This is a genomic window from Vibrio ezurae NBRC 102218 (assembly GCF_000467185.1).
Classification (GTDB): domain Bacteria; phylum Pseudomonadota; class Gammaproteobacteria; order Enterobacterales; family Vibrionaceae; genus Vibrio; species Vibrio ezurae.
This window is the reverse complement of record NZ_BATM01000051.1, coordinates 1-17,656: the sequence shown is the minus strand read 5'-3', so window position 1 is coordinate 17,656 and position 17,656 is coordinate 1. Positions and strand designations below refer to the sequence as shown.

Here is a 17,656-nt window from a genome sequence, read left to right as displayed (position 1 = left end):
TCTATGGCTAAAGTTATCTGGTACGATATACACATGATACTCGTTGAGTATCTGTTTAACGGCAAAGGATGTGCCTGACTTATTGGTGAAGTATGTTTCCAACAGCCGTCAGGTTTTCTCGACCTAGCAGTCGAGCGGTACATCGCAGAAATTATTTTGCGCCAGTACCATCAAACAAACAAAAAACAGAGGAAGACAAAAAGAGTTAAGCTTTATCCATTCTGATAAATCCAACTTTTTTAAAGTCTTATTCTCTATATGAAAAGCGTATTTGAACTATTCAAATGCGCTTTTTTCTTATCTTTTTTATCCTCTTTTTGTTAAGTTAAGCGCACATCTCGAGTTCTATGGAGAAGACAATGAAATGCCATCGCGTTAATGAAGTAATTGAACTACTACACCCTGAGTGGAAAAAAGATCCAAACCTTAATTTGGTTGAATTTCTACTTAAGCTTGCAGAAGAAGCAGGTTACAAAGGCAAACTAGAAGATCTAAGTGATGATATTCTAATTTACCACCTAAAAATGCGTAACAGCGAACAACAAGAAGAGATCCCTGGTTTAGCTAAAGACAAAGAAGAGGATTTTAAAACAGCCCTTCTACGTGCTCGCGGCATTATTGACTAGTTTTTGTTAAGGGTCAGCCTGCTTAGCTGACCCTTATGCAAACTTTCTCACCTTAACGACTCCCTCTATGGCTCTTCCCCTGCCTATTCTGCAACTGACATAACAAATCACACTCATATTATTCGATATACTGCGCCTAAGGTTTTGGTTGGAATATGACATGAGCAAGGATCGCATTGACGTCAAAGACGTTACCCCCAAGGAGTTCAATCCTAAAGCACACAAAAGCCAAGGAGATAGGTTTAATCCAAGCAATCGCATCTATGTAAGAGCAAGCACAGGTGTATTTCAAAAATTACGTCGTTATGGCGCTTGGGTATTACTACTGTTATTTGCTGTTGTCCCTTGGGTCCCATACGGTGAGCGCCAAGCAATCCTGTTAGACATAGGCCAACAACAGTTCAACTTTTTTGGTACAACGCTATACCCTCAAGATTTAACGCTGTTAGCTTCGCTATTTATCATTGCTGCATTTGGGCTGTTTTTTATTACCACCTTTTTAGGGCGAGTCTGGTGTGGCTATTTATGTCCACAAACCGTATGGACCTTCATGTACATCTGGTTTGAAGAAAAACTAGAGGGCGCAGCTAATAAACGTAAGAAACAAGACTCTCAGCCGCTCACCTCCTCGTTGATTGCCTGCAAAACAACCAAACACTTTGCGTGGTGGACCATCGCACTCCTTACCGGAATGACCTTTGTTGGCTATTTTGTTCCAACACATGAGCTTTGGCATGACTTCTTTACCTTAAATGCCTCATCTTGGACTTATTTCTGGGTCATATTCTTTGCGGTCTGCACCTATGCCAATGCAGGGTGGATGCGATCCATAGTGTGTATACATATGTGTCCTTACGCTCGCTTCCAATCAGCCATGTTTGATAAAGACACTTTTATTGTCGGTTACGATAAAAAGCGAGGCGAAAGCCGAGGCCCTCGCTCACGCAAAGCCAAACCAAGTGAGTTAGGTTTAGGTGATTGCATCGACTGTAATTTATGCGTTCAAGTTTGCCCAACAGGTATTGATATTCGAGATGGTCTTCAATATGAATGCATTAACTGTGGCGCATGTATTGATGCTTGTGACAACACTATGGCACGCATGAACTATGACAAAGGGCTGATCAGTTACACCACCGAACACAAGCTAGAAGGGACCTACACCAAAATCATGAGGCCAAAACTCATCGGTTATGGTGTGGTTATGATATTGATGCTAGGACTCTTCTTACAACAGGTCTCTTCTGTAGATCCGGCAGGGCTGACGGTCATCCGAGACCGCGCTCAACTCTACAGAAGCAACAGCAATGGGCTGATTGAAAATACTTACACTCTAAAAATCATCAATAAAACCCAACATATACAAACTTATCAACTTGGGGTCTCTGGGTTAACCGATGCCCAATGGTATGGTCGCCAAACAATCAAGGTCTCTCCGGGGGAAGTTTTCAATCTACCGATGAGTCTAGGGGTCGATCCACAACAGCTCAGCTCTGCTATTACCAAGATCGAGTTTACGCTCAAAGATAAAGACGGTTTTTCTATCAATATTGAAAGTCGCTTTATCAAACAGCTTTAACAAGAATTAATATATTCAGGGGGTTATACTGCGTGATAACCCTTTTCGTCACTGGCAGTTAAACAATGAACTCTTTATTCAACTTTGATTCTCTAACACCCGACCTTATGTGGTACGCATTAGAGAGTATTGGAATACGTGCCGAATCTGGATTTTTAGCATTAAACAGCTATGAAAACCGAGTTTATCAATTCGTCGACGAAGAAAAAAAACGCTACGTGGTGAAGTTTTATCGACCACAGCGTTGGAATGAATTACAAATCCAAGAAGAGCATGACTTTACCCTGTCTCTGCTCGACCACGAAATCCCTATTGCACCTCCAGTTATTATCAATGGTAAAACCTTACATCAGCACAAAGGTTATCTTTTTACTCTATTTGAAAGTGTTGGGGGTCGACAGTTTGAAGTAGACAACTATGATCAACTGGAAATGGTAGGACGGTTTTTAGGGCGTATTCATAAAGTCAGCCAAGGGCAACCCGCTTTTCAGCACAGACCAACCATGGGGCTCGATGAGTACCTCTATCAATCTAGAGATCTACTACAGAAAAGCCAGTTTATTCCCGCGCATATTGAAAAAGCTTTTTTCCACGATATGCAGCTTTTAATTAGTGCGATTGAAGAACAGTGGCAAGTCGACTATACGCCAATCCGATTACACGGCGATTGTCATCCGGGCAATATTTTATGGCGAGATGGCCCAATGTTTGTTGACTTAGATGACGCTAGAAATGGCCCTGCCATACAAGATTTATGGATGCTACTCAGTGGCGATCGTCAGGAGAAACTGCTGCAACTTGATATTGTCTTAGAGGGATATCAAGAGTTTTGTGATTTTGATAGCAATCAATTGAAACTGATCGAGCCTTTGCGCGGTCTACGTTTAATACACTATATGTCTTGGCTTGCAAAAAGATGGCAAGATCCCGCTTTCCCTGTAGCATTTCCATGGTTTAATGATGCAAAATACTGGGAAGGTCAAGTATTAGCAATAAAAGAGCAACTGTCTGCACTACAAGAGCCAGCATTGTCTTTAACACCTAACTGGTAGTATCCAGAAGAATATTTTTGAAGGAGTTACAAATGAAAAAGTTGATTGCCTTAGTGGCAACCATGTTTTTATCCCTGTCTGTTCATGCAGCTCAGTTTACCGAAGGTCAAAACTATACCGTGCTTGATCTGCCAGCGTCATCTTCTCCAACAGTTAACGAGTTTTTCTCTTTTTACTGCCCTCACTGTTATCAGTTTGAGCCGATCATTAAAAACCTAAAAGCTTCTCTGCCTTCAAATGCTAAGTTCCAAAAATCTCATGTCTCTTTCATGGGGGGTAACATGGGTCTATCAATGAGCAAAGCTTACGCCACTATGGTAGTGCTAGAAGTTGAAGACAAAATGATTCCGGTGATGTTCAACCGTATCCACAAACTCAATGCAGCACCTCGTGATGAAGCCGAACTGCGTCAAGTGTTCCTAGACGAAGGTGTAGATGCGAAGAAATTTGATGCGGCATTTAAAGGATTTGCTGTGGATTCTATGGCGCGTCGTTTTGACAAACAATTTAAAGATAGCAACCTAAAAGGTGTGCCATCGATTGTAGTCAACAACAAGTACCTTGTTGATATGGGTTCAGTAAAATCAACCAAAGATCTGTCTGACCTAGTTAATTATCTATTAACTCTCAAATAATTAACGCTTAAATAATATTAGAGGGGGAGCTTAAAGCTCCCCTTCTTATTTCTGGTTTACCCTGCCACTTGCCGATGAATAGACAACAACAGACGATCCATTGCCCTATAACCCAATGCCTCACTTAAATGCTCTCGTGTAATCGTTTCTGATAATGCAAGGTCTGCAATCGTACGCGCGACCCTGATAATTCTATGGTAAGCACGAATCGACAACCCCAAACGAGTAATCGCAAACTCTAAAAACTCAGCGTCTTCTCTAAGCAAAACGCAATACTGATCCAGCTCTCTATTAGATAGCTGAGCATTAGGCTTCCCCGCTCTAACCAGCATTCTCTCTCTGGCTTTGCTGACCCTTGCATAACACACCTCGGTCGTATCACCACGATCACCACCCTCACTTAATGTGCCTAGAGGTAATAAAGGGATTTCCACCGACATATCAAAGCGGTCTAAAAATGGACCCGAGATTCGACTTAAATACTTTAATATTGCCTGAGGCGATGCTCCAAGCTGACCTTCTTGATACTGTCCCGATGGACTGGGGTTTAAGGCGGCAATCAACTGGAACTGAGCAGGAAAACAGGTTTTACCGGAGGCTCTAGATATAGCGATCTTCCCCGCCTCTAATGGCTCGCGCAATGCGTCCAGTACTCGCCGCTCAAATTCAGGCAGTTCGTCAAGAAAGAGAATGCCATTGTGGGCCAACGAAATCTCTCCCGGCTTAGGTGATGAACCTCCCCCAACTAATGCCGCCATAGAACTAGAATGATGAGGGGCGCGAAATGGCCGCTTACGCCATGTTCTTTCATCCAACTCACAATCCACCAATGACGACACCGCCGCCACTTCTAGAGCCTCTTGCTTACTCATCGCTGGAATTAAATCAGGCAGTCGAGCCGCTAACATTGTTTTCCCTGTTCCTGGCGGGCCAAGAAAAAGTAAATTATGTTGTCCGGCGGCAGCAATTTCTAAGGCCCTCTTACCTTGCTGCTGACCAATAATATCTTGCATACTTTTGCTTGAACAAGGTTCATCATCGATAACGCTGCTCCCCTCTAAACCCAATTCAAGCTGAGACGCCAAATAACCACTCACCTGCAATAAGCTACTGGCAGACACATTGTTCTGCTCATCCACCAAGCGAACCTGACTGGCATTCTGTACAGGACTAATTAAAGTTCGGTGCTTGCTTTTGCTCGCAATCGCCGCTGATATCACCCCTCGAACAGGGCGAAGCTCGCCAGATAGTGCCAACTCTCCCAGTAATTCAACATCATTGAGTTTGTCGACTGGCAGCTGCTCACTCGCGACCAAGATACCAATGGCGATAGGGAGATCAAAGCGCCCCCCGTCTTTAGGCAAATCGGCTGGAGCAAGGTTGACGGTAATCTTGTGTCTTGGAAAAGAAAACTGTGAGTTCATAATCGCACTGCGAACTCTGTCTTTTGACTCCTTAACACTGGTTTCGGCTAACCCAACCAAATGAAAGCCAGGCATACCTGGACCGATGTACACCTCTACTGTGACCTGAGGTGCAAGTACCCCTAAACTTGCTCGACTATGAACGATTGCTAACCCCATACTGCCCCTAAATACGAAACCTTATATAGGGTTTAGGTAATCTACTTGGATAACGAAAATGAAAAAAGAATGAGTTTTTCCTTGTCAGATCGCAAGAAATTGTGATACCACTAATAGTATTAAGACTGTGCAACTTTTATTTGGAAACTATGCAACCTACCATTAGACTATTTCCTCTGGTCAGCCTGATTATCGTGGTGATTATTCACACCGCGCGAGGGCGAGTAGGCGCAAACTAGTACAGCAACATTCACAAGCCCTCGCACTGAAAAGTTCGGGGGCTTTTTAGTTTTATAGGTCTCATAAAGGGCCTAATTAGGACATGGAGCACAAGATGTGCAGTAAGACTAAGAACACCATCAAGCAACAGCTTGTCGCATCAAAGGGAGACAACCAATGACGGGTGCACAATTAGTGGTAGAAGCACTTCGCCAACAAGGAATTAAGACCATATTTGGCTATCCTGGCGGAGCAATCATGCCTATCTATGACGCGTTATATGACGGCGGTGTTGAGCATATTCTCTGCCGACACGAACAAGGGGCAGCTATGGCAGCCATTGGTATGTCTCGTTCAACGCAAGATGTTGCTGTGTGCATGGCAACCTCAGGCCCAGGTGCAACAAACTTAGTGACAGGCCTTGCTGATGCATTCTTAGATTCTGTACCCGTTGTCGCGATTACAGGGCAGGTTGCAAGCTCTCATATCGGTACTGATGCGTTTCAAGAAATGGATGTCATCGGTATGTCTTTGTCTTGTACAAAGCACAGCTACTTAGTCACTGACATCAATGACCTAGCACCTACGCTAGCAGAGGCCTTCGAGGTCGCAAAAGCCGGACGCCCTGGACCAGTGCTTGTTGATATTGCAAAAGACGTTCAGTTAGCGGAAGCTCCAGACCTAGACATTCCGGCATTTCAGCAACCTATGATGCCTGTACCTCAACCGGAAGACTATCGCCTAACACAAGCGCTTCTACGTGAAAGTCGCCGACCAGTATTGTACGTAGGTGGTGGTGTTCAACTGGCAAAAGCAACGGCCGCCACGCGAGAGTTTCTGGCTAAAAACCCAATGCCATCAGTCAGTACTTTAAAAGGTTTAGGTACGATTGAACGTCACGATCCGCACTACTTAGGTATGTTGGGTATGCATGGCACTAAAGCGGCTAACTTAATTGTTCAAGAGTCCGATCTACTGATCGTAGTCGGCGCCCGTTTTGATGACCGAGTCACAGGTAAACTCGATACGTTTGCTCCAAATGCCAAAATCATCCATATTGATATTGATAAGGCTGAATTTAACAAGTTGCGTCATGCACACTCTGCTCTACGTGGTGATATCAATGAGATTTTGCCACAGTTGTCCCTTGAGAATGACATTACACCTTGGGTTCAGCACTGTGAAAGTCTACGTAATGGCTTCAAATGGCAATACAACCACCCTGGAGAGTTGATCTACGCACCATTATTATTGAAACAATTATCCGATATGATGCCGGACAGCTCTATTGTTTCAACGGACGTAGGCCAACACCAAATGTGGGCGGCGCAGCACATACAACCTAGAGCGCCTCAAAACTTCATCTCTTCTGCTGGCCTTGGCACTATGGGCTTTGGTTTACCAGCCGCTATGGGAGCAGCGGTCGCAAGACCCGACGACCAATCTATCCTAATCTCGGGTGACGGCTCATTTATGATGAACGTACAAGAACTTGGTACGCTCAAACGTCGTCAAATCCCAGTAAAAATGGTGCTAATTAATAACCAGCGCTTAGGCATGGTACGTCAATGGCAATCACTCTTTTTTGATGGCCGCCATAGTGAAACCATTCTCGATGACAACCCTGACTTTATTATGCTGGCAAAAGCATTCAATATTCCGGGCAAGACCATCACTAAAAAAGAAGAAGTAGAACCGGCATTAAAAGAGATGCTAGAGAGCAAAACCGCTTATCTCTTACACGTTGTCATTGATGAAGAAGAGAACGTATGGCCATTGGTACCACCAGGTGCCTCCAATGAAGAAATGTTAGAGAACACCTAATAGAGGCACCCATGGAAAGATACTTATTAGATATTAAAGCTGATGATAAACCTGTGTTGATGGAACGTGTTTTGCGCGTTGTCCGTCACCGTGGATTTATCGTTCGTCAAGTCGCTGGTACACAGAACCACCAGAGCAAAATTGCCAGTGTAGAAATCATCGTTGACAGTGAACGCCCTATTACATTTCTAACTAATCAAATTGAAAAATTATGGGATGTAATTAGCGTGGACGTCATCAAGATCGATAACAACGATCTCCCTAACAACAATTTACAGCACAAAGTGAGCGCATAAGGAAAGCAGCAATGGCTACAAAGACAGCAGATTATATTTGGTTTAACGGTGAAATGGTTCCGTGGGCAGACGCCAACGTACACGTGCTCACTCATGCAATGCACTATGGCACATCAGTATTCGAAGGTGTGCGTTGTTATAACACCCCTAAAGGGCCTGTTGTTTTCCGCCATCCAGAGCATGCAAAGCGCCTAAAAAATTCAGCCAAAATTTACCGTTTCCCTATTCCATATACTGTGGAAGAAATTATGGAAGCGACACGTGAAACTATCCGTGTAAACAAACTGGACAGCGCTTACATTCGTCCACTGGGTTTTGTGGGTAACGTGGGTCTAGGTGTATGCCCACCAGTCGACAGTGAAATGGAACTGATCATTGCCGCTTTCCCTTGGGGCTCTTACCTAGGTGAAGAAGCGCTAGAAAATGGCGTTGATGCGATGATCTCTAGCTGGAACCGTGCTGCACCAAACACCATTCCAACAGCGGCTAAAGCGGGTGGTAACTACCTATCTTCATTGCTTGTTGGTGGTGAAGCTCGTCGTCACGGCTACGATGAAGGTATTGCGCTTAGCGTGGATGGCTATCTATCAGAAGGTGCAGGTGAAAACATTTTTGTCGTAAAAGACGGCGTAATCATTACACCACCAGCAACCGCCGCTATTTTGCCGGGCATCACTCGTGATTCCATCATGGTATTGGCTCGCGAAAAAGGCTACGAGATTGTTGAAGCAAACATTGCTCGTGAAGCGCTGTACCTTGCTGACGAAGTGTTTATGACAGGTACTGCAGCAGAAATCGTTCCAGTACGTTCTGTTGACCAGATTCAAGTAGGTGAAGGTAAGCGCGGCCCTGTGACTAAAGACTTACAAGAGACCTATTTTGGTCTATTCAACGGTACAACAGAAGATAAATGGGGTTGGTTAGACTACGTTTACCCAGCTGACGCAGAGAAATAAGGAATCATTATGCCAATCTATCGCAGTGCAACCACAACTCACGGCCGTAACATGGCTGGCGCTCGCGCACTATGGCGCGCAACTGGAGTGAAAGACGAAGATTTCGGTAAGCCTATTATCGCTGTCGTAAACTCATTTACTCAGTTTGTACCAGGGCACGTTCACCTGAAAGATATGGGTCAACTTGTTGCTGGTGAAATCGAAAAAGCAGGCGGTATCGCCAAAGAATTCAACACCATCGCTGTAGATGATGGTATTGCTATGGGTCACGGCGGCATGCTGTACTCTCTACCATCGCGTGAGCTTATCGCAGATTCGGTAGAATACATGGTTAACGCTCACTGTGCCGATGCCATGGTGTGTATCTCAAACTGTGACAAAATCACTCCGGGAATGCTAATGGCCTCTATGCGCCTAAATATCCCAGTGATCTTTGTTTCTGGTGGCCCAATGGAAGCGGGTAAAACCAAGCTTTCTGATCAACTTATCAAACTCGATCTTGTTGATGCCATGATGCAAAGTGCCGATCCAACGGTATCTGATGAGCAAAGCGAACAAGTAGAACGTAGCGCATGTCCAACATGTGGTTCATGTTCTGGTATGTTCACCGCAAACTCAATGAACTGTCTAACTGAAGCTCTGGGTCTGTCTCAACCAGGTAACGGTTCAATGCTTGCCACTCACGCAGACCGTGAAGCGCTGTTTATCAATGCCGGTAAACGCATTGTTGAGCTGACTAAACGTTACTACGAGCAAGATGACGAATCTGCACTTCCTCGTAGCATCGCTACCAAGCAAGCATTTGAAAATGCCATCGCACTTGATATTGCAATGGGCGGTTCAACCAACACTGTTCTTCACCTTATCGCAGCGGCTCAAGAAGGCGATGTAGACTTTACTATGCAAGACATCGACGCCATGTCTCGTCGTGTTCCTAACCTATGTAAAGTAGCACCTTCTACACCTAAATATCATATGGAAGACGTTCACCGCGCTGGTGGTGTAATGGCTATCCTAGGTGAGCTTAACCGCGCAGGTTTGCTAAACAATCAATCTCGCACTGTGCTAGGTCTTTCTATGGAAGAGCAACTGGCGCACTACGATGTGATGCAAACTGAATCACAAGAAGTAAAAGACTTCTTCCGCGCAGGCCCTGCTGGCATCCGTACTACCAAAGCATTCTCGCAAGATTGTCGCTGGGAAACTCTGGATGACGATCGTAAAGAAGGCTGTATTCGCAGTAAAGAAAATGCCTATAGCCAAGATGGCGGTCTAGCCGTTCTGAAAGGTAACATTGCGCTCGATGGCTGTATCGTTAAAACGGCAGGCGTAGACGAAAGCATTCTTAAATTTACTGGCCCTGCGGTGGTATTTGAAAGCCAAGAAGACGCTGTTGATGGCATCTTAGGTGGTAAAGTGAAATCGGGCGATGTGGTTATCATCCGCTACGAAGGCCCTAAAGGTGGCCCAGGTATGCAAGAGATGCTTTACCCGACCACTTACCTAAAGTCGATGGGACTAGGCAAAGAGTGTGCGCTACTGACTGATGGTCGCTTCTCTGGCGGTACAGCCGGTCTGTCTATCGGCCACGCTTCTCCTGAAGCGGCAGCGGGCGGCATCATTGGTTTGGTAAACTCTGGCGATCAAATTGCGATCGACATTCCAAACCGTACGATTGAACTACAGGTATCTGAAGCTGAACTTGCTGAGCGTCGCGCTAAACAAGACCAACTAGGTTGGAAACCAGTTTCTCGTGAGCGTGCTGTTTCGTTTGCTCTAAAAGCCTACGCAAGTATGGCAACCAGTGCAGACAAAGGAGCGGTAAGAGACAAATCTAAGTTTGAGGAGTAAGGCTATGAGTCTTACTAGTCTCAAATCTGGCGCAGAGTATCTGCGCCAAATCTTGCGCGCACCGATATACGAAGTTGCCACCCTAACGCCGTTGCAAACGATGCCTCGTTTGTCTGAACGTTTGAACAACCAGGTGCAAATTAAGCGTGAAGATCGTCAGCCTGTACACTCTTTTAAATTGCGCGGCGCCTACAACATGGTTGCCAACCTAACTGAAGAGCAAAAACAAGCGGGCGTGATTGCAGCCTCCGCAGGAAACCATGCCCAAGGCATGGCATTCTCTGGCACAAAGTTAGACATTAGCACCACCATAGTGATGCCAAAGACAACTCCAGACATCAAAGTTGATGCTGTGCGAGCCTTTGGCGGTACTGTCGTATTGCACGGCAACAACTTTGACGAAGCAAAAGCAGAAGCTGAGCGACTTTCTGAACTGCATGGCTATACCTTTGTCCCTCCTTTCGATCACCCATTAGTGATCGCAGGACAAGGCACAATTGGTATGGAGATGATTCAGCAAAACGGCAATCTAGACTATATTTTCGTCCCTGTGGGTGGCGGCGGTTTAGCTGCGGGTGTTTCCGTGTTAGTTAAACAACTGATGCCAAACATTAAAGTGATTGCGGTGGAACCTGAAGATTCAGCCTGTTTGAAAGCGGCATTAGATGCGGGCCATCCTGTCACCCTTGACCAAGTGAGCATGTTTGCTGATGGCGTTGCGGTGAAGCAAATTGGCAGTGAAACTTTCCGCCTATGTAATGAAAACATCGATGGACACATCACTGTGTCTAGCGATGAAATCTGCGCAGCGGTGAAGGATATCTTTGAAGATACTCGCGCTATTGCCGAACCGTCGGGGGCACTTGCGCTAGCGGGTTTGAAAAAATTTGCTGAGCAAAATGAGCTAAAAGATAAGAAGCTATCCACCATATTGTCAGGAGCCAACACTAACTTCCACGGCCTACGCTACGTCTCTGAACGATGCGAGCTAGGTGAAAAACGTGAAGGTTTACTGGCGGTTACTATCCCTGAACGTCCGGGGGCTTTCTTTGAATTTTGCAATATCATTGGTGGTCGAGCGGTAACAGAGTTTAACTATCGCTACAACGATGATGAGCAAGCCAATATCTTTGTCGGGGTACGTTTACACGAAGGGCAAGTGGAACTGGACAGCATCATTAACGATCTACAACAAGGTGGCTACCCTGTGGTTGATCTTTCTGATGATGAAATGGCCAAGCTACACATACGTTATATGGTGGGTGGAAAGCCAAAAACACCAATCAAAGAGCGTTTGTACAGCTTTGAATTCCCTGAATATCCGGGAGCTTTGGTTAACTTCCTCAGCACTCTAGGTACGCATTGGAATATCAGCCTATTCAACTACCGTAACCATGGCGCAGATTACGGCCGTGTGTTGTGTGGATTTGAATTAACTGAAGGTGATATTGAACGTTTTTCTCGTCACTTAGACGAGCTAGGTTATGGCTATAAAGATGAGTCTGAAAACCCATCTTATCGTTTCTTTCTTAGCTAACAGCGTAAAATAATATCCACTAAGGCAGCCTAATGGCTGCCTTTTTATTCACTGCTCACCCAATCTCGATGCAGCTTATCTTCGTCACCAAGATAATTGAGCATCCATTCAATGAGCTTATTGCTACTGTCTTTTCGCCATACCATGCAACACTCACTCGGCGGAGCCTGAAACTCAATGTCTCTAGTCACCAATGTTTTTTCGTTCACCAAAGAGTGCGCAATATGCTCAGGAACAAATCCCACACCCACACCGCCTTTAATGCAACGTATCGCCGTATGCCAATTCGGAGTAAGAAGACGCCTTTGGTTAGTAAATAACGTCTGGTGACGCTTAGGAAGCACCCTAGACGTATCATCAAGACTGACACTTGGGTACAAAGCGATATCTTCTACCTGTAATTGGCTTTTGTTTGCTAACGGATGATCGGAGGCGCACACAAACACCCACTCCATCTTACCCATGCCTTTAATACCAAAATCGCCGCTAACAGGGATGGCAGAGGTCGCTCCTAATACGATATCGGCACGCTCTTGAGCTATGGCTTCCCAAGCACCGTTAAAAACCTCCATATTGATTTGCAGCTCCGCAAAATCGAACTGACGGTAAAAGTCATCAATTAGGTGCTGTAAATTATCTAGCCTTACGATGTTATCTAAAGTGATCCTTAAGGTTTGTTGCCACCCTTGCGCGGTGCGTTTTGCTTGTGCTTTCGCCTCTTCAATTTGACGAAGCATAGATCGCACCTGCTCAATAAAGATCTCTCCTGCTGGAGTAAGCTCAACTCTTCTGGGTAAGCGCCGAAATAGGATTACATCTAACTCTTGCTCTATCTGGCGTACTGAGTAACTAATTGCCGATGGCACTTTGTGTAAGTGTTCAGCGGCGGCGGAAAAGCTGCCTAATCTCGCCACCACATCTAGCAGTTCAAAATTTTTCTGAGATAACATAGCGTAAAACTCTAGCTTTCAAATTTTTTGATAGATAACTACATATATTAGCGTTTAATTTGTTGGTTAAGCCAATTTAGAATACCCGCAATCCATATTTTTAAAGCAATTTTTCATGTCTATCAGTAAATTACAATTAGGGTATCTCGCCCTACTCTCAATGCTTGGCTTTATCGCAACCGATATGTATCTGCCGGCATTTCAAACCTTGCAAGCCGATTTTGCGACGGGCCCTGAACCTATCGCTTTGTCATTAAGTATCTTTTTGGTCGGCCTTGCGACGGGTCAATTGGCATGGGGAATACTATCAGACCGATTTGGTCTTAAACGCTCACTGGCATTGGGCTTGGCTATTTTTACCCTCGCCTCTGTCGGGATTGCCTTGAGCAGTAACATATCGCAATTACTGGCATTTCGATTTATCCAAGCCATCGGGGTCTGTGCCCCAACCGTAATCTGGCAAGCGATAGTGATTCAGCGCTACCACGCAGAGCAACGCCAGCGCATCTTTGCCTCTATCATGCCTTTAGTTGCCTTATCCCCTGCGCTAGCACCGCAACTGGGTGTGCTGCTCAACACCACTTTAGGCTGGGAAAGCATTTTTGCTACGCTCGCGGTTATTGGTGCGATGTTATTTTTTGTCACCGTAAAGCAACCAGCAGAAGCAAGGCCAAGCAAAACCGTTTCTTTGCGCACCGATCTCGGCAGTTTAGTAAAAAACCGTATTTTTATCGGTAATGTGCTGATCTTCTCTGTCACATCAGCGGTGTTTTTTGCTTATTTAACCGGTATGCCAGAAATCATGGCGCAACTGGGGTATTCGGCAAAAGATATTGGCATGAGTTTTATCCCACAAACTATCGCTTTTATGGTGGGTGGATACGTGGGTAAAAAGAGTGTGGAACGTTATGGTGATGGGAAAGTGCTTTCCATTATTTTGACGCTATTTACCTTTGCGGTAGTGACTGTATTTATTGCCAGTCAAAGCACTTTAACTTCAATATGGCCAGTTCTAGTGCCGTTTTGTTTTGTCGCTATCGCCAACGGCGCACTTTATCCAATCGTCGTGAATCGAGCCCTATCCAGTGCTCAACATAGCCCAGCAACTGCTGCCGGGCTGCAAAACAGCATTCAAATTTGTATCAGCAGTATTGCCAGTATGCTGGTGGCACTGTTTGCTCAACAAGCACTGATTGCGACAGGTTGGACTATGCTGATTTGCTTACTTGGTCTTGCGGGTGGCTTATGGCTGGCTAGAAATAAAGGCGCTGTGGTTGATAGGGAAAAAGAGCTTGAAACGGCAAAAGAGATTGAAGCGACGGCTTAGTCGTATTAATAGGTCATATTAAAAATGAAAAGGGAGCGATATTCGCTCCCTTTTGCTTAAGATCTTTTCATCCGAAAGTAAGGCTTTACCTTTTAGATCATAGTAAGTAAAAAGCTCTATAAGCTCGTTAAGCCCCACTTCTTAGCGGTTTTATCAAAGAAGCCTTGAGTGGTTTTTAGCTCAACCCAGTGATTCACATAGTTGATCCATACTTGGTCTTTTTGCGGCAGTAACATAGAGATTGGCGTTGGGTTTTTCGGCTCTTTAACAGGCACTATCGCGAGTTGTTTAAACTTCTCCACCAGCGTTGCCGCTTCTACGTTTGAAGTTACCGATACATTCGCTCTGCGCGCCAATAATTCTTGGAAGTCTCTTGCCGGCGCTTCAATCACTATGTGCTGTGCTTGTGGGAAGAAATCTTTCACCATTTTCTCTTGCACCGTACCAAGAGTGGCGGCCACTTTAATATCCGGCTGATTAAAGTCAGCCCAATCAGAGTATTTATCGAGATCTTTTTTCGGCACTACTGGCACAAAGGCTAAGTAAAAATAAGGCTGGCTATAACCGGCAACTTTCGCGCGAGACATATTAAGAGATGCACTACCTGTAATGTCGTATTTGTTAGCGGTAATGCCGTTGACCAGTGTTTTCCAATCCGTGGCTACGTATTCCACTTTCACCCCAAGATCTTTGGCAAGCTCGGTGGTGACATCAATATCAAAACCTCGGTAGCTGTTGTCAGCTGGGTTTTTCATGGTCATAGGGTTCCAGTCACCAGTCGTGCCAACCCTCAATACTCCACTGCTTAAAATCTCTTGCAATCGACTGGTTTCTGCCACGGCAGAAGAGAGTGTTACCAGAGATAGCCCCAGTGCTAAAAGTAACTTTTTCATCATAAATCCTTTTAAAAATCAGTAACGTTTACTTTGTGGTGCTGATACCATACCAGTTTATAATCAACAGTATGCTTAAGGATGGGCATATTTTGAAATTTAATCTTCTCACTGTGTCACTTTGTTGTGTTTTTCTCACTGGTTGTTCTGACTATGAGTGGGGATGGTATGTGCTTGATCCGTCCACGGAGCAAGGCCTGACCAATGTAAAGTTTCTGGTTGATGGTTTTAGTGCCACCATTAGCGTTTCGCTGCTTAGTATGTGTTTTGCCATGTTAATTGGCTTTTTTATTGCCCTTCCAGCACTGTCAGCAAACCCTTATATACGTGGTGTTAACAGAGTCTACGTCGAGTCCATACGCTCTATTCCTGTGCTGGTGCTATTGCTTTGGGTCTACTATGGCCTTCCCACCTTAATGGACATTTCTCTCGATCATTATTGGGCGGGAGTGATTGCGTTATCTATTGCTGAAAGTGCCTTTATGGCTGAAGTATTTAGAGGGGGGATTCAGGCGATTCATCGCGGGCAACATGAAGCAGCGCACTCACTAGGGTTAAGTTATTGGAAGACCATGCGCTTGGTGATATTCCCGCAAGCTCTACGCCAAATACTGCCACCTTTAGGCAATCAATTTGTCTACATATTGAAGATGTCATCTTTAGTCAGTGTTATTGGTTTAAGCGACCTGACTAGACGTGCCAATGAGCTGGTGGTTAATGAGTACTTACCTCTAGAAATTTATACCTTCCTAGTTTTAGAGTATCTAGTGTTGATACTCGCGGTCTCACAAGGCGTACGTTGGCTTGAAAGACGCTACGCAATACCAAACCATTAAAAAATAACCCCGCGATTTGCGGGGTTATTTTTGAGTCCATATTTAGATGACGCTCAGTCTACTTTTTCATTTTTACCGGACGCTGCCAGTTAGCAATGCGACGCTCTTTAGCGCGAGAAATGATCAGCTCATTTTCGCCGACATTTTTAGTCACAGTAGAACCTGCACCAATGGTGGCGCCATCGGCAATAGTCACTGGAGCAATAAGTTGGCTGTCAGAGCCCACGAATACATCGTTGCCTATGTTGGTTTTGAATTTGTTCGCACCATCGTAGTTACAAGTAATGGTACCTGCGCCAATGTTGGTGCGCTCACCAATTTCAGCATCACCTAAGTAAGTTAAGTGATTGGCTTTAGAGCCTTGACCAATGCGGGCATTTTTCACTTCCACAAAGTTACCTACGTGCGCATCATTACACAGTTCAGCACCAGGGCGCAGACGAGTAAATGGCCCAACAGTACACTCTTCACCAACGGTCGCATCTTCAATCACTGAATATGGACGGATGATAGTATTGTCATCAATTTCACAATCTTTAAGTACACAGCCAGCACCGATAACCACGTTATCACCGATAGTCACGCTACCTTCAATGATGACGTTAGCATCGATTTCAACATCCATACCGCATTGCAAAGAGCCGCGTAGATCAAAACGGCTAGGATCGCGAAGCATTACGCCTTGCTCTAACAGTTTGTCTGCCTGCATTTGCTGGTAAGCACGCTCTAGACGAGCCAGTTGACGACGATCATTTACGCCTTCCACTTCAACGGCGCTAGCAGGATGTACCGCTTCAATTTTTTTACCGTCGTTATGCGCAGCAGCAATAATATCCGTTAAGTAGTATTCGCCTTGAGCATTATCATTGCTGAGGTTAGACAACCAACGTTTTAAATCTTTACCGTCTGCAACCAATACACCTGTGTTGATTTCACAGATGGCTTTTTGCTCTTCTGTGGCATCTTTTTGTTCCACGATAGCCACTACAGAACCGTTCTCACGCACAATGCGGCCGTAACCCATAGGATTATCCAAAACAACCGTTAGCAGCCCTACGCCACCTTCTGGTTGGCCATCAAGTAGTGCCGATACAGTTTCACTGGTGATCAGAGGTACGTCACCGTAAAGAACCAATACTTTTTCATCATCAGAAAAATGAGGTGATGCTTGATCAACAGCGTGCCCTGTACCCAATTGCTCGCGTTGCTCAACCCAGTTTACGGGCTCATTTGCTAGCGTTGCTTTCATTTGCTCACTGCCGTGACCAAACACCAAATGGATGTTATTAGCATCTAGACCAACACACGTATCAATAACATGCTTTGCCATTGGTTTGCCGGCCAATGTATGCAGTACTTTTGGCTTTTTAGAGTACATGCGAGTGCCTTTACCCGCAGCCAGAATCACAGCACTAAAATTGTTCATCACCTATTATTCCTTGAAACTGATCGTGAATTATTATTGTTTTAAACGTTGAGTTATACCAATCAC

General features: G+C 45.0%; 15 protein-coding genes. 11 read left to right on the top strand and 4 right to left on the bottom strand.

Translation table 11 applies throughout. The annotated features are described in order from the left end of the window. Positions 1-359 precede the first annotated feature (359 nt). The 4 genes from VEZ01S_RS14580 (at position 360) to VEZ01S_RS14565 (ending at position 3,892) form a co-directional block, all read left to right on the top strand. Entirely contained in the window at positions 360-626 is a 267-nt protein-coding gene (locus VEZ01S_RS14580; RefSeq protein ID WP_021714824.1) for a YihD family protein, read from the top strand. 160 nt (positions 627-786) lie between these two features. Then, the gene (gene ccoG / locus VEZ01S_RS14575; protein ID WP_021714823.1) at positions 787-2,205 is read left to right on the top strand and encodes a cytochrome c oxidase accessory protein CcoG; all 1,419 of its coding nucleotides are present in this window, start codon (positions 787-789) and stop codon (positions 2,203-2,205) included. Positions 2,206-2,270: 65 nt separating this feature from the next. Then, complete coding sequence (locus VEZ01S_RS14570) at positions 2,271-3,257, top strand: serine/threonine protein kinase (protein ID WP_021714822.1); 987 nt, start codon at positions 2,271-2,273, stop codon at positions 3,255-3,257. A 32-nt stretch (positions 3,258-3,289) separates the two neighbouring features. Beyond that, complete coding sequence (locus VEZ01S_RS14565) at positions 3,290-3,892, top strand: thiol:disulfide interchange protein DsbA/DsbL (protein WP_021714821.1); 603 nt, start codon at positions 3,290-3,292, stop codon at positions 3,890-3,892. A gap of 56 nt (positions 3,893-3,948) precedes the next feature. Here VEZ01S_RS14565 and VEZ01S_RS14560 read toward each other — a convergent pair whose 3' ends face one another. Then, positions 3,949-5,475, bottom strand: a complete 1,527-nt coding sequence (locus VEZ01S_RS14560; RefSeq protein WP_021714820.1) for a YifB family Mg chelatase-like AAA ATPase — start codon at positions 5,473-5,475, stop codon at positions 3,949-3,951. Positions 5,476-5,871: 396 nt separating this feature from the next. Between VEZ01S_RS14560 and ilvG the strand changes: the two genes are divergently transcribed. Genes ilvG through ilvA form a run of 5 tightly spaced genes read left to right on the top strand, consistent with a single transcriptional unit; the run spans position 5,872 to position 12,158 of the window. Beyond that, positions 5,872-7,518: an acetolactate synthase 2 catalytic subunit gene (gene ilvG / locus VEZ01S_RS14555; protein ID WP_021714819.1), complete on the top strand. Its 1,647-nt coding sequence runs from the start codon at positions 5,872-5,874 to the stop codon at positions 7,516-7,518. An 11-nt stretch (positions 7,519-7,529) separates the two neighbouring features. Then, positions 7,530-7,814 (top strand): acetolactate synthase 2 small subunit, encoded by a 285-nt coding sequence (gene ilvM / locus VEZ01S_RS14550; RefSeq protein WP_021714818.1) that lies wholly within the window; start codon positions 7,530-7,532, stop codon positions 7,812-7,814. Positions 7,815-7,825: 11 nt separating this feature from the next. Beyond that, positions 7,826-8,770, top strand: a complete 945-nt coding sequence (ilvE, locus tag VEZ01S_RS14545; RefSeq protein ID WP_021714817.1) for a branched-chain-amino-acid transaminase — start codon at positions 7,826-7,828, stop codon at positions 8,768-8,770. A 9-nt stretch (positions 8,771-8,779) separates the two neighbouring features. Then, positions 8,780-10,621, top strand: a complete 1,842-nt coding sequence (ilvD, locus tag VEZ01S_RS14540) for a dihydroxy-acid dehydratase (protein ID WP_021714816.1) — start codon at positions 8,780-8,782, stop codon at positions 10,619-10,621. Between the two features lie 4 nt (positions 10,622-10,625). After that, positions 10,626-12,158, top strand: a complete 1,533-nt coding sequence (gene ilvA / locus VEZ01S_RS14535) for a threonine ammonia-lyase, biosynthetic (RefSeq protein WP_021714815.1) — start codon at positions 10,626-10,628, stop codon at positions 12,156-12,158. Between the two features lie 44 nt (positions 12,159-12,202). Here ilvA and punR read toward each other — a convergent pair whose 3' ends face one another. Then, entirely contained in the window at positions 12,203-13,108 is a 906-nt protein-coding gene (gene punR / locus VEZ01S_RS14530; RefSeq protein WP_021714814.1) for a DNA-binding transcriptional activator PunR, read from the bottom strand. 115 nt (positions 13,109-13,223) lie between these two features. Here punR and punC point away from each other — a divergent pair, with 115 nt between their 5' ends. Continuing rightward, positions 13,224-14,435, top strand: coding sequence for a purine nucleoside transporter PunC (punC, locus tag VEZ01S_RS14525; RefSeq protein WP_021714813.1), 1,212 nt, complete (start codon positions 13,224-13,226; stop codon positions 14,433-14,435). A 116-nt stretch (positions 14,436-14,551) separates the two neighbouring features. Here the strand turns inward: punC and VEZ01S_RS14520 are convergent, their stop codons facing one another. Beyond that, positions 14,552-15,328, bottom strand: coding sequence for a transporter substrate-binding domain-containing protein (locus VEZ01S_RS14520; protein ID WP_021714812.1), 777 nt, complete (start codon positions 15,326-15,328; stop codon positions 14,552-14,554). Between the two features lie 92 nt (positions 15,329-15,420). On the opposite strand from VEZ01S_RS14520, the gene VEZ01S_RS14515 reads away from it, so the two are divergent. Next, the gene (locus VEZ01S_RS14515) at positions 15,421-16,164 is read left to right on the top strand and encodes an amino acid ABC transporter permease (protein WP_021714811.1); all 744 of its coding nucleotides are present in this window, start codon (positions 15,421-15,423) and stop codon (positions 16,162-16,164) included. A gap of 58 nt (positions 16,165-16,222) precedes the next feature. Here the strand turns inward: VEZ01S_RS14515 and glmU are convergent, their stop codons facing one another. Next, the gene (gene glmU / locus VEZ01S_RS14510; RefSeq protein ID WP_021714810.1) at positions 16,223-17,590 is read right to left on the bottom strand and encodes a bifunctional UDP-N-acetylglucosamine diphosphorylase/glucosamine-1-phosphate N-acetyltransferase GlmU; all 1,368 of its coding nucleotides are present in this window, start codon (positions 17,588-17,590) and stop codon (positions 16,223-16,225) included. Between the last annotated feature and the right edge of the window lie 66 nt (positions 17,591-17,656).